The organism is Paraburkholderia sp. PGU19, assembly GCF_013426915.1.
GTDB lineage: Bacteria > Pseudomonadota > Gammaproteobacteria > Burkholderiales > Burkholderiaceae > Paraburkholderia.
The window spans coordinates 326,479-339,928 of sequence record NZ_AP023180.1; the positions used below are offsets into that span (position 1 = coordinate 326,479).

The 13,450-nt window shown below is 58.3% G+C and carries 7 protein-coding genes, 2 tRNA genes, 3 rRNA genes and 1 other annotated feature; of the genes, 8 read left to right on the forward strand and 4 right to left on the reverse strand.

Annotated features, from left to right (window positions below; all coding sequences use genetic code 11):
- Positions 1-146: 146 nt before the first annotated feature.
- The 3 genes from H1204_RS19095 to H1204_RS19105 all read left to right on the forward strand — a co-directional run bounded on the left by H1204_RS19095 (position 147) and on the right by H1204_RS19105 (position 2,666).
- Complete coding sequence (locus H1204_RS19095) at positions 147-926, forward strand: DUF1295 domain-containing protein (RefSeq protein ID WP_180732266.1); 780 nt, start codon at positions 147-149, stop codon at positions 924-926.
- Positions 927-991: 65 nt separating this feature from the next.
- Positions 992-2,062 (forward strand): cyclopropane-fatty-acyl-phospholipid synthase family protein, encoded by a 1,071-nt coding sequence (locus H1204_RS19100; protein ID WP_243468724.1) that lies wholly within the window; start codon positions 992-994, stop codon positions 2,060-2,062.
- A 4-nt stretch (positions 2,063-2,066) separates the two neighbouring features.
- A complete protein-coding gene (locus H1204_RS19105; RefSeq protein WP_180732268.1) occupies positions 2,067-2,666 on the forward strand; it encodes a lipocalin family protein in 600 nt (199 codons plus the stop codon).
- Between the two features lie 37 nt (positions 2,667-2,703).
- On the opposite strand, the gene H1204_RS19110 is transcribed toward H1204_RS19105, so the two are convergent.
- The 3 genes from H1204_RS19110 to H1204_RS19120 are packed head-to-tail and all read right to left on the reverse strand — an operon-like array spanning position 2,704 to position 6,013.
- A complete protein-coding gene (locus tag H1204_RS19110; protein WP_180732269.1) occupies positions 2,704-3,915 on the reverse strand; it encodes a cyclopropane-fatty-acyl-phospholipid synthase family protein in 1,212 nt (403 codons plus the stop codon).
- Between the two features lie 2 nt (positions 3,916-3,917).
- Positions 3,918-4,715: a DUF1365 domain-containing protein gene (locus H1204_RS19115; RefSeq protein WP_180732270.1), complete on the reverse strand. Its 798-nt coding sequence runs from the start codon at positions 4,713-4,715 to the stop codon at positions 3,918-3,920.
- On the reverse strand, positions 4,712-6,013 hold the full coding sequence (locus H1204_RS19120) for an FAD-dependent oxidoreductase (protein ID WP_180732271.1): 1,302 nt from the start codon (positions 6,011-6,013) through the stop codon (positions 4,712-4,714). Before H1204_RS19120 ends, H1204_RS19115 begins: the two co-directional genes overlap by 4 nt.
- A gap of 599 nt (positions 6,014-6,612) precedes the next feature.
- Here H1204_RS19120 and H1204_RS19125 point away from each other — a divergent pair.
- The 5 genes from H1204_RS19125 to rrf all read left to right on the forward strand — a co-directional run bounded on the left by H1204_RS19125 (position 6,613) and on the right by rrf (position 11,931).
- Positions 6,613-8,142: ribosomal RNA gene (locus H1204_RS19125) — 16S ribosomal RNA — on the forward strand.
- Between the two features lie 65 nt (positions 8,143-8,207).
- A tRNA-Ile gene (locus H1204_RS19130) sits at positions 8,208-8,284 on the forward strand.
- A 51-nt stretch (positions 8,285-8,335) separates the two neighbouring features.
- A tRNA-Ala gene (locus H1204_RS19135) sits at positions 8,336-8,411 on the forward strand.
- Between the two features lie 308 nt (positions 8,412-8,719).
- Positions 8,720-11,598 (forward strand): 23S ribosomal RNA (locus H1204_RS19140).
- 219 nt (positions 11,599-11,817) lie between these two features.
- Positions 11,818-11,931, forward strand: a 5S ribosomal RNA gene (gene rrf / locus H1204_RS19145).
- Together the 16S, 23S and 5S rRNA genes with 2 tRNA genes alongside form the textbook arrangement of a ribosomal RNA operon.
- 225 nt (positions 11,932-12,156) lie before the next feature.
- Here the strand turns inward: rrf and H1204_RS19150 are convergent.
- A protein-coding gene (locus H1204_RS19150; protein ID WP_180732272.1) for an IS3 family transposase occupies positions 12,157-13,388 on the reverse strand; the annotation gives its coding sequence in 2 pieces (ribosomal slippage) (positions 12,157-13,097 and positions 13,097-13,388; 1,233 coding nt in all).
- Positions 12,991-13,107, reverse strand: a sequence feature (AL1L pseudoknot). (Overlaps the previous gene by 117 nt.)
- Positions 13,389-13,450: the final 62 nt, after the last annotated feature.

Consider the following 13,450-nt stretch of genomic DNA (forward strand, 5'->3'; position numbering starts at 1 on the left):
CGTGAGGAACCGATTCAAATCCGCGACACGACCCCTTCGGGGGCACGCTGTTTGCACACACTCTTCCCGCGATGCATCCACGCGCCGTCATCGCGCGTATAACCTGTCGACAACGCAACTGCTGATTTACGTTAGAGGAGCTTTTGATGTCTCCTGCTGCCGCAGCGTCGATCGCGTTCGTGGTACTCGTCGCGCTGTTCGCTGCTTTCTGGGCGTGGCAACTGAAAAGCGAAAACGCGGGGATGATCGATCCAATATGGGCGTTCTCGCTGGGCGCAATTGCGGTGTTCTACGGCATGGCAAGCGACGGCGATTCGCTTGCCCGTGTGCTCGTCGCGGTGGGCGGGGGCATCTGGGGCGCGCGGCTCGGCTGGCATTTGTGGCGGCGTAACGCGGGCAAACGGGAAGATCCGCGTTATCACCGTTTCCGCGAGCAATGGGGCGCGGCTGCGGGACGAAAGATGTTCTGGTTTCTCGAGTTTCAGACGGTGATCTCGATGGTGCTGTCGCTGGCGTTCGCCGTGCCCGCATGGCGCGCAATGCAGGCTTCCGTTGCGTGGATCGCGATTGCGGTAGCGATCTGGCTGGCCTCGGTCAGCGGTGAAACAGTGGCGGACCGTCAACTCAGACGCTTTGTCGCCGATCCTGCGAATCAGGGCAAAGTGTGCCGCGTCGGCTTATGGCGCTATTCGCGGCACCCGAATTATTTCTTCGAGTGTCTGCATTGGTTTGCTTATGTCGCGCTGTCGATCGGCTCGCCTTGGGTGTGGTTGACGCTATTCCCACCCGTGCTCATGGCGTGGCTGCTGATGAAGCTCTCAGGCGTGCCGATGCTTGAGGCGCATCTCGTCCATTCGCGTCCGGGTTACGCCGAGTACATGCGCGAGACCAGCGCATTGATACCGTGGCCGCCTCGACGCGGGTGAATCCCACTACGCTTCCAATACCCCGAACGGTGCTCGCCATGACAGTTACGGCAACTCAACCTTCGATGGATAAGCCGCTTTTTGCCAGGGAAGACTGGCTCATCCATGCGTGCGAGCGCGGATGGGTGCCGGATCGCGTTATCCGCTTTGGCATGCGCCGCCTGATGCAGCAGCGTCTGATCGAAGAAGGCGCATTGGACGGCGAGCTTCGTTCGCGACGTTTCAACGCGCTGCTCGACGAGTTGCGCGCAAGTCCCATTGCGATCGAAACCGACGCCGCCAACACGCAACACTATGAATTGCCGCCTTCCTTCTTCGAGGCGCATCTCGGGCCACATCTGAAGTACTCGTGCTGCCTGTATCCGCGCGGCGACGAGACGCTCGAACAGGCGGAACAGGCGATGCTCGCACTCTACGCAGAGCGGGCAAAGATCGAAGACGGCCAGACCATTCTCGATCTGGGTTGCGGCTGGGGCGCGCTTGCATTGTGGTTGGCCGCGCATTATCCGAATGCCCGAATCGTCGCTTTGTCGAATTCGCGCAGTCAGCGCGAATTCATCGAAGCGCGTGCAGCGTCTGCGGGCATCATGAATCTGCGCGTCGTGACGGGCAATGTTGCACAGTTCGATTTCGCAGATGAATTGTGTGCCGGGTATTTCGACCGTGTGCTGTCGGTCGAGATGTTCGAGCATATGAAGAACTATGGCCTTCTGCTGGAGCGCGTTGCGCGCTGGATGCGCCCCGGCGGAAAACTCATCGTCCATATTTTCGCGCATCGAACTCTCGCGTATCACTTTCAGAACCGGGACGCTACAGACTGGATGTCGAAGTACTTCTTTACCGGTGGCACGATGCCATCGGAAGCTTTATTGCTGCACTTTCAGAGCGACCTCCGGGTCGACAGGCAGTGGTGGATCGGCGGCGCGCACTACGCACGCACGGCGGAGCAATGGCTTGCAAATCTCGACAAGGCACGCGAGCGCGTGATGCCAGAACTGGTCCTGACATACGGCGAGGATAACGCGCGGCTCTGGTTCCAGCGCTGGCGCATGTTCTACATGGCTGTGGCCGAACTCTTTGGCTATGCGCAAGGCAACGAATGGGGCGTTGCGCACTACCTGTTCGACAAGCGGTGATGCGATGAAAGCCGCGCGTGTTGTTCTGGCACTGGCTGCCGTCGCTGCGATGGCCATTCTGATGTCGGCGTGCTCGCAGTCGCCGGCTAATCCCAATCCGCGCGCAGACATTCCGCTAAAGCCCGCAAGCGTCGATCTGCAACGCTACATGGGCCGCTGGTACGTCATCGCGATCATTCCGTATTTCCTGGAAAACAAGTACGTCGGCAGCTATACGGACTGGTCGCTGCGCGAAGATGGAAAGATCGACGACCGGTACACCGCGCGCAAGAGAACATTCGACGCGTCGCCGTCGAAATTCCATTTCGTCGACAGCGTCGTGCCGGGCAGCGGAAACGGCGAATGGAAAGTACGCATTTTCTGGCCGGTTCATGTGACGCAGCTGACGCTCTATGTCGACGACGATTACCGTTACACATTGCTCGGTCTCGGCGACAAGAGTCTCGGCTGGATTTTCTCGCGCGAGCCCGACATGAGCGACGACGTTTATCGCTCGCTGCTCGCGCGATTCGATGCCATGGGCTTCGACGCATCGCGCTTTCGCCGCGTGCCGCAGCATCCGCAGCAGATCGGCCAGCCAGGGTTTCTGCCGCAAGGCGAGTGACGGCTGATTCACGCTGTGTGCCGGACGCGCGCGCGCGTCACGACATGGCGGTGAGAACGAATTGCCTGACGTCCGTGCGCCGCTCGGCGAAGCCCGCTTCGCAATACGCGAAATAGAGCCACCACGTGCGTATGAACAGATCGTCGAAACCGAGTGCCCGCACAGCGTCGAGGTTCTCCTCGAAGCGTGCGTGCCAGCACTGCAATGTGCGTGCATAGTCGAGTCCGAACGATTGCGACTCGACGCATGCCATGCCCGCGCGTCTCGCCGCAGCGCGAAAGCGTTCGGCACCCGGCAGCATGCCGCCCGGGAAAATGTACTCGCGGATGAAATCACTCGAAGACCTGTAATCGGCAAAGCGCGAATCGTCCATCGTGATCGACTGGACGAGCGCGCGTGCGCCCGGCTTCAACATGCGCCCGAGGACGGTGAAGAACGTGTGCCAATAACGCTCGCCCACGGCTTCGAACATCTCGACGGACACCGCTGCGTCATAGATGCCCCGTAAGTCACGATAGTCGCGCAATTCGATCGTCACGAGATCGCGGAGGCCGGCTTGCGCCACGCGCTCGCGTGCCCATTCGTACTGCGCGGGGGAGATCGTCACGCCATGCACACGTATGCCTTGACGCGCCGCGTGTAGCGCGAAGCCGCCCCAGCCGCAGCCGATTTCCAGTACGCGCATGCCGGCGCGCAACTGCAACACATCGACGATGCGTTGATACTTGGCTGCCTGAGCGTCTTCGAGCGAGCGGCTGGCATCGCCCTCGAACAGCGCGCTCGAATAGGTCATCGTCGGGTCGAGCCAGAGCGCGTAAAACGGATTGCCAAGATCGTAGTGCGCATGCACGTTGCGCTGGCTGCGGCGACGCGTGTTGGGTCGCAGCCAGTGGCGCAATCCATAGAGCAGGCGCGCAGGGGCGCTGCCCGACACGGTGCGCGGCAACGCGGCTTCATTGCGGATGGCGAGCCGCGCCAGCGCTACGATGTCAGGCGTGTCGACCCATCTCGCACGATACGCTTCGGCAAATCCGATGTCGCCCGCCTGCAGGATCGCGCGGCACGCCCGCCAGTCGTGCAGGATGAGTTGCGCGCCGGGATGGGCGTGGGGATCGCCGTATACGCGTTGCTGGCCGCCGGGCGTCGTCAGGACCAGGTGGCCGACGCACAAACGGTCCAGCAGCGCGAGGAACAGGCGGGCGAACAGAGGTGTACCGCCGGCGGCATAGAAGGCGCGTGAAAACGTCATGGTCACGATTCCTCGTCGATCGTTGTTGGCCGTGAGTGAGGCGAGGGCGGCTGGCTCCCGTGGAACGGCACTTTCTTGAGCCACAGGCGCAGCGCCTGCCAGTGAATCCGTACGATGATGCCGACCGTGAGAAGCGGTTGCCGCATGAGTGCGCGCAGCGCGTGCCCGCGCGTGAGGGGGCGCTTCGCGAGCGAAATCGCGGTGCGGATCACGAGCCCTTGCGCGTCGTGATAGTCGACGAGAACCGAAGATCCGCGCTCGCTCTCGCGGATACGGAATATGTAATGTCCTTCGACGTCGCAAAACGGCGATACGTGCAGCTTCTTTACGCAATGGAGATGGGTGCGTGCGTCGATGGGGCCGTTGTCGCCCGCTTTGAGCAGATACGAGTGACGCTGTCCGAACGTGTTGCGCACTTCAGCGAGCAATGCGCGTAGATTGCCGTCGCGGTCATGACAGAACCAGAAGCTGACGGGGTTGAACGCATAGCCGAATACGCGCGGGCAGGTCTGCAGCCAGATGGCGCCGCCGTCCAGGTCGATGCCCGCGTCTGCGATCTGCCCGCGTATCCACGCGAGCAGATCGGTTCCGTCGCAAGCGCCGTAGTCGCGCGTTCGCAGGCTCAATGGCCGCAGCCGGTCGATGCCCAGCCACCAGCCATCCAGTTCATGAAGCCTCGCCAGATCGCAACGGATGCAGAACACGGGATAGACGAAGCGATGGCGCACGGGGCGCAGCCGCTCGTGCATTACACGCCCGGACATCAACCACCCAGCGCGATCGGAAGAATGGCCGTTCATCGTACGGACCATGACGGTTCGACGCCGAAGTCGCGAGCAATGCGTAGCGCCGATTTCAGTCCGTCTTCATGGAAACCATAAATTGTCCACGCGCCCGCGAACCATGTGCGTCTTGCGCGCTGAATCGAAGGAAGGCGGCTTTGCGCGGCCACGGCCGCGCTATCTAGCAGTGGATGATCGTAGTCGAAGCGCTTCAGTACCGTTTCGGGCGACGGCGGTCGCGACGGATTGAGTGTCACGATCACAGGCATTTTGAAGGGCAACGGTTGCAGGCGGTTGATCAGATAGCTCACACAGACCGGGCGCATGCCGTCTACGCCATGCGTCGACAGGTAGTTCCACGCGGACCATATCCGCTCGCGGCGCGGAAGCAAGGCCAGATCGGTATGCAGCCACGCGACATTGGGCTGATAGCGGATTGCGCCGAGCACATGGCGTTCGTCGGGACCGGGGTCTGCGAGCATGCGCAGACTGTCGGGCGCGTGCGTGGCGAGAATCGCTGCGTCGAAGCACTCGCAGCCGGATTCGCTCGCTACGTGGACGCCGCCTCGCTCGCGGCGCACCGCGACGACCCGTTCGTTCGTGCGCACGTCGTCCAGTGTGGCGACGATCCGGCGGACATACTCACGAGCACCGCCTGCGACGGTTTTCCAACGCGGGCGGCGATTCACCTGCAACAGTGCATGGTTGAGGCAGAAGCGAAGAAAGGTCGCGGCGGGGAAGCGCAGCACGTCGGAGCTCGCGCACGACCAGATAGCGGCGCCCATCGGTAAGAGGTAGTTTTGCCGGAAGGCAGCGCCGTAGCGGCCCGCCGTCAACAGGTCGCCAACGGAGTATCCGTTGGCGGATGCCGCTTCGAGATGCATTTCAGCCGTTGAATTGAAACGCACGATATCGCGCAACATGCCGAGAAAGCTGGGCGAAAGCAGATTGTGTCGCTGGGCGAAAACGGTGTTCAGGTTGGTGCCTGCCCATTCGAGTCGTCCGTGATCGAGCGAGACGGAGAATGTCATGTCGCTTTCGTATGACGCGACATCGAGCTCGTTGAAGAGTGCGATCAGATTGGGATAAGTGCGATCGTTGAAGACGAGAAAGCCGGTATCGACGGGATGCGTGAGGCCTTCAAGTTCGACGTCGACGGTATTGGTGTGGCCGCCGGCGTAGGCGGCGGCTTCGTAAAGTGTCACGCGATGGCGGCGGGCCAGCAGATACGCACTCGCAAGTCCAGCGATGCCGGAGCCGATGACAGCAACGCGGCTGCCCGGCGGAACGGGATGAGTTTCCGTCTGCAGATCCATTGCGTGTTCTCCATCGCCGGCGCGTCATTCCTCTTTTACGCACGGCAACAGCAGACGGATGCAGCCATGCGGCGGGGTCCTCCCTGATCCCGGCGAACCGTTGCACGCGAATACCTGCGCCGATGCGAGCCGCGTCGGGAGCAGTGCGTCGCGCGCGAACGTCCGGATTGTTTGACCCGTGAAAAATATAGCTGGATATGGCGGACCGAAATGGAACAGGAATGGGACGCCGACAGCGAGTCGAGTGCGAGTGACCGCGTTCGCCTAATAAAGTGGCCTCGCAAACTTTTCGTAGATCGCGCGAAATAAGTGCTTGACAGCCCCCTGGGGGTTCCGCATAATTCGGCCTCTCCAAACGACGGAGACGCAAGAAAGCAGCAGAAAATAGCGGCTTTTTAGCGAATGTTCTTTAACAATCAACAGCCGATAAGTGTGGGTGCTCGATGGCGAGCGCGCGGTGATCTTCGGGTCGCCGGATAGCGAAAGTAATCGAGTCTCACACAGAAGTAATTGAGGAAGGTTCGAGAAATCGAAACTTTCGTCAGTGATTTTGAGTGAGCGACCGGGTTCGAAAGAGCCCGAAAAACAGTAACAGGTTTGAACTGAAGAGTTTGATCCTGGCTCAGATTGAACGCTGGCGGCATGCCTTACACATGCAAGTCGAACGGCAGCACGGGAGCAATCCTGGTGGCGAGTGGCGAACGGGTGAGTAATACATCGGAACGTGTCCTGGAGTGGGGGATAGCCCGGCGAAAGCCGGATTAATACCGCATACGCTCTGTGGAGGAAAGCGGGGGATCTTCGGACCTCGCGCTCAAGGGGCGGCCGATGGCAGATTAGCTAGTTGGTGGGGTAAAGGCCTACCAAGGCGACGATCTGTAGCTGGTCTGAGAGGACGACCAGCCACACTGGGACTGAGACACGGCCCAGACTCCTACGGGAGGCAGCAGTGGGGAATTTTGGACAATGGGGGCAACCCTGATCCAGCAATGCCGCGTGTGTGAAGAAGGCCTTCGGGTTGTAAAGCACTTTTGTCCGGAAAGAAAACCGCTTCTCTAATACAGAGGCGGGATGACGGTACCGGAAGAATAAGCACCGGCTAACTACGTGCCAGCAGCCGCGGTAATACGTAGGGTGCAAGCGTTAATCGGAATTACTGGGCGTAAAGCGTGCGCAGGCGGTTCGCTAAGACCGATGTGAAATCCCCGGGCTTAACCTGGGAACTGCATTGGTGACTGGCGGGCTAGAGTATGGCAGAGGGGGTAGAATTCCACGTGTAGCAGTGAAATGCGTAGAGATGTGGAGGAATACCGATGGCGAAGGCAGCCCCCTGGGCCAATACTGACGCTCATGCACGAAAGCGTGGGGAGCAAACAGGATTAGATACCCTGGTAGTCCACGCCCTAAACGATGTCAACTAGTTGTCGGGTCTTCATTGACTTGGTAACGAAGCTAACGCGTGAAGTTGACCGCCTGGGGAGTACGGTCGCAAGATTAAAACTCAAAGGAATTGACGGGGACCCGCACAAGCGGTGGATGATGTGGATTAATTCGATGCAACGCGAAAAACCTTACCTACCCTTGACATGTACGGAATCCTGCTGAGAGGTGGGAGTGCCCGAAAGGGAGCCGTAACACAGGTGCTGCATGGCTGTCGTCAGCTCGTGTCGTGAGATGTTGGGTTAAGTCCCGCAACGAGCGCAACCCTTGTCCCTAGTTGCTACGCAAGAGCACTCTAGGGAGACTGCCGGTGACAAACCGGAGGAAGGTGGGGATGACGTCAAGTCCTCATGGCCCTTATGGGTAGGGCTTCACACGTCATACAATGGTCGGAACAGAGGGTTGCCAAGCCGCGAGGTGGAGCCAATCCCAGAAAACCGATCGTAGTCCGGATCGCAGTCTGCAACTCGACTGCGTGAAGCTGGAATCGCTAGTAATCGCGGATCAGCATGCCGCGGTGAATACGTTCCCGGGTCTTGTACACACCGCCCGTCACACCATGGGAGTGGGTTTTACCAGAAGTGGCTAGTCTAACCGCAAGGAGGACGGTCACCACGGTAGGATTCATGACTGGGGTGAAGTCGTAACAAGGTAGCCGTATCGGAAGGTGCGGCTGGATCACCTCCTTTCCAGAGCTTCGCGCTTAGAAGTTGAGCGCTCACACTTGTCGGCTGTTAATTGAAGACAGGCTCAGGGGTCTGTAGCTCAGTCGGTTAGAGCACCGTCTTGATAAGGCGGGGGTCGATGGTTCGAATCCATCCAGACCCACCAGCGTCTTGTCTGCGGTGGCTGTTCGCAAACCCCCCTGTGTACTGTGTGACTGGGGGATTAGCTCAGCTGGGAGAGCACCTGCTTTGCAAGCAGGGGGTCGTCGGTTCGATCCCGTCATCCTCCACCAATTCCCAATGCCTAGCGTTCAGTGTGAACCGAGTGCTATGCATTGGCGATTGAGCCAGTCAGCGAATGATGTAAGGCATAGCGCTTTATATCGGCTGTCGTTCTTTAACAATCAGGAAGAAGTAGTAAAGAGATTCACGAAAGCGTGCTTAGAGATGGGCGCGTGAGTAGGTGAATCAGGGTTGTGATTGTATCAATGTATTTTTTGAGTTCATCGAAAGACGAACCTGGAATACGGCACAACGCGAATACTCAACCTGTAGCGGTTGTTATCCAGTGAGCAATTACTGCGAGACACACCCGTTATAGGGTCAAGCGAACAAGTGCATGTGGTGGATGCCTTGGCGATCACAGGCGATGAAGGACGCGGTAGCCTGCGAAAAGCGGTGGGGAGCTGGCAAACGAGCTTTGATCCACCGATATCCGAATGGGGAAACCCGGCCCGTATGGGTCATCCATGGCTGAATACATAGGCCATGCGAAGCGAACGCGGTGAACTGAAACATCTAAGTAACCGCAGGAACAGAAATCAACCGAGATTCCCAAAGTAGTGGCGAGCGAAATGGGACCAGCCTGTACTCTTTATCTTCGTTGTTAGCCAAACGCTCTGGAAAGTGCGGCCATAGTGGGTGATAGCCCGTAGGCGAAAACAGCGAGGAAGAACTAGGTGTACGACAAGTAGGGCGGGACACGTGAAATCCTGTCTGAAGATGGGGGGACCATCCTCCAAGGCTAAATACTCGTGATCGACCGATAGTGAACCAGTACCGTGAGGGAAAGGCGAAAAGAACCCCGGGAGGGGAGTGAAACAGATCCTGAAACCGCATGCATACAAACAGTCGGAGCCTCGCAAGGGGTGACGGCGTACCTTTTGTATAATGGGTCAGCGACTTACATTCAGTGGCGAGCTTAACCGATTAGGGCAGGCGTAGCGAAAGCGAGTCCGAACAGGGCGATTCAGTCGCTGGGTGTAGACCCGAAACCAGGTGATCTATCCATGGCCAGGATGAAGGTGCGGTAACACGTACTGGAGGTCCGAACCCACTAACGTTGAAAAGTTAGGGGATGAGCTGTGGATAGGGGTGAAAGGCTAAACAAACCTGGAAATAGCTGGTTCTCTCCGAAAACTATTTAGGTAGTGCCTCGTGTATCACCTTCGGGGGTAGAGCACTGTCATGGTTGAAGGGTCCATTGCGGATTACTTCGCCATAGCAAACTCCGAATACCGAAGAGTGCAATCACGGGAGACAGACATCGGGTGCTAACGTCCGGTGTCAAGAGGGAAACAACCCAGACCGCCAGCTAAGGTCCCCAAATATGACTAAGTGGGAAACGAAGTGGGAAGGCTAAAACAGTCAGGAGGTTGGCTTAGAAGCAGCCACCCTTTAAAGAAAGCGTAATAGCTCACTGATCGAGTCGTCCTGCGCGGAAGATGTAACGGGGCTAAGTCATATACCGAAGCTGCGGATGCGTGCTTGCACGCATGGTAGGAGAGCGTTCCGTAAGCCTGCGAAGGTGCGTTGAAAAGCGTGCTGGAGGTATCGGAAGTGCGAATGCTGACATGAGTAGCGATAAAGGGGGTGAAAGGCCCCCTCGCCGTAAGCCCAAGGTTTCCTACGCAACGTTCATCGGCGTAGGGTGAGTCGGCCCCTAAGGCGAGGCAGAAATGCGTAGCTGATGGGAAGCAGGTCAATATTCCTGCACCAGTGTGAAATGCGATGGGGGGACGGATCGCGGAAGGTTGTCCGGGTGTTGGAAGTCCCGGTCGCTGCGTTGGAGAAGGTGCTCTGGCAAATCCGGGCACGGAATTCAAGGGCGTGGCGCGAGCTCTCTAGGGGCGAAGCAATCGGAAGGGGTTCCAGGAAAAGCCTCTAAGCTTCAGTTTCACATTGACCGTACCGCAAACCGACACAGGTGGGCGAGATGAGTATTCTAAGGCGCTTGAGAGAACTCGGGAGAAGGAACTCGGCAAATTGGTACCGTAACTTCGGGATAAGGTACGCCCCTGTAGCTTGAGCCCCCTGCGGGGTGAGGGTGAAGGGGTTGCAATAAACTGGTGGCTGCGACTGTTTAATAAAAACACAGCACTCTGCAAACACGAAAGTGGACGTATAGGGTGTGACGCCTGCCCGGTGCCGGAAGATTAAATGATGGGGTGCAAGCTCTTGATTGAAGTCCCGGTAAACGGCGGCCGTAACTATAACGGTCCTAAGGTAGCGAAATTCCTTGTCGGGTAAGTTCCGACCTGCACGAATGGCGTAACGATGGCCACACTGTCTCCTCCCGAGACTCAGCGAAGTTGAAGTGTTTGTGATGATGCAATCTCCCCGCGGCTAGACGGAAAGACCCCATGAACCTTTACTGTAGCTTTGCATTGGACTTTGAACCGATCTGTGTAGGATAGGTGGGAGGCTATGAAGCGTGAACGCCAGTTTGCGTGGAGCCGTCCTTGAAATACCACCCTGGTTTGTTTGAGGTTCTAACCTTGGCCCGTGATCCGGGTCGGGGACAGTGCATGGTGGGCAGTTTGACTGGGGCGGTCTCCTCCCAAAGTGTAACGGAGGAGTACGAAGGTACGCTAGGTACGGTCGGAAATCGTGCTGATAGTGCAATGGCATAAGCGTGCTTAACTGCGAGACCGACAAGTCGAGCAGGTGCGAAAGCAGGTCATAGTGATCCGGTGGTTCTGTATGGAAGGGCCATCGCTCAACGGATAAAAGGTACTCTGGGGATAACAGGCTGATACCGCCCAAGAGTTCATATCGACGGCGGTGTTTGGCACCTCGATGTCGGCTCATCTCATCCTGGGGCTGTAGCCGGTCCCAAGGGTATGGCTGTTCGCCATTTAAAGAGGTACGTGAGCTGGGTTTAAAACGTCGTGAGACAGTTTGGTCCCTATCTGCCGTGGGCGCTGGATATTTGAAGGGGGCTGCTCCTAGTACGAGAGGACCGGAGTGGACGAACCTCTGGTGTACCGGTTGTCACGCCAGTGGCATCGCCGGGTAGCTATGTTCGGAAGAGATAACCGCTGAAAGCATCTAAGCGGGAAACTCGCCTTGAGATGAGATATCCCCGGGGCTTCGAGCCCCTTGAAGGGTCGTTCAAGACCAGGACGTTGATAGGTCAGGTGTGGAAGCGCAGTAATGCGTTAAGCTAACTGATACTAATTGCCCGTAAGGCTTGATCCTATAACAGGTGTGTCTCGACCCGCGTAAGCGCTAAAGCGCTAACGCGGGTCCGATCCCCGAAGGGGATACGTGTGAACCCCCAACAGGGGTGAGCAGGACACGCAGGTTGAGATCAGTGTTGTGCCAGAAACAACACAACCCATACCCTCTTTACGCTTCTTCCAGATTGGCTGTGGCGCCAGGTTCACTAAAACCCGTGCGACGCAGCAACCCGTCATGCCTGATGACCATAGCGAGTCGGTACCACCCCTTCCCATCCCGAACAGGACCGTGAAACGACTCCACGCCGATGATAGTGCGGATTGCCCGTGTGAAAGTAGGTAATCGTCAGGCTCCTTATACAAACCAAGACCCCGCCCTCAAAAGCGGGGTCTTGGCGTTTCTAGCGCACGTTTTTAACGTCGTGCCGAGACACCTCGACAGCGGTGGCCGGGCCGCAATGGCCCGAGCATGTTCATTCCCACCATCCCCAGTCAATATTCCGCCGCATAACCGTCACGCGATAGCCTTGACGATACCGCCTGTGAACCGCCCCGGGAATCGTGGAGGCTGGTTGGTTTAAGTTGATGCGGGTTCAGCGGCAGCTGTTTCAAGTTGCAGATAGTAGTTTGCCTCAGCTTCGGCGGGCGGGATATAGCCGAGGGGCTCCATCAATCGATGATGATTGAACCGGGTCACCCATTCCAGTGTTGCCAGTTCGACCGATTCCCGCGTTTTCCAGGTGCGGCGATGAATCAGTTCAGCCTTGTACAAGCCGTTAATCGTTTCAGCCAGGGCGTTGTCATAGCTGTCGCCCCGGCTGCCTACTGACGGTTCGATGCGCGCTTCGGCCAGCCGTTCGCTGTAGCGGATGCTGACGTATTGGGACCCTCTGTCCGAATGGTGTATCAAGGTTCCGTCGTTGCCCGGGCGCCGCGCGTAAAGCGCCTGTTCAAGTGCATCCAGAACGAAGTCCGTGGTCATCGAACTGCTGACTCGCCAGCCGACGATACGGCGAGCGAATACATCGATCACGAAGGCCACATACAGCCAGCCCTGCCACGTCGAGTAGGTGAAGTCCGAAACCCAGAGCTGGTTCGGCCGAGCCGCCTTGAACTGGCGATTGACCCGATCCAGCGGGCGCGGAGCTATGGCATCAGGAACAGTCGTGCGAACACGCTTGCCTCGCATCACGCCGCGCAAACCCAGTTGCTTCATCAACCGTTCGACCGTGCAGCGCGCCACCGCGATACGCTCCCGGTTCATCTGCTGCCAGACTTTATCCGCGCCATAGACCTGCATGTTCGCCTGCCACACACGCTTGATCTCCGGTCGCAGACCTTCATCGCGGATTGCGCGAACAGAGCGGCGCGACGGATCGCGAAGCTGCGCGGCATGGCGTCGGTAGCCCGACGGGGCAATCCGCAAGACCTTGCAGATCGGCTCGACCCCGAAGGTGTCGCGATGCTGATCGATGAAGGCCTTCAGGACTTGAAACGGCGGTCGAGCTCCGCCTGGGCGAAAAACGCGCTCGCGACCGTGAGAATCTCGTTGGCACGACGCAACTCCTTGACTTCGCGCTCCAGGGCCTTGAGGCGTTCGCGCTCGTCTGTGGTCAAGCCATCGCGCTCTCCCTGGTCGACCTGGTCGCGCTTGACCCACTCGTGCAGTGTCTGCGGTGTGCACCCGATCATCGGCGCAATCGATTCGACCGCTGCCCACATCGACGGATGCTCGCTACGCTGTTCGCGCACCAGACGCACCGCGCGCTCTCGGACTTCTGGGGAAAACTTGATTACCTTCTTGTTCATGGCTCCATTCTCTCAAGAGTTGGAGCCTCCACCAAATCCGGGGCGGTTCACCTGATCGCAAG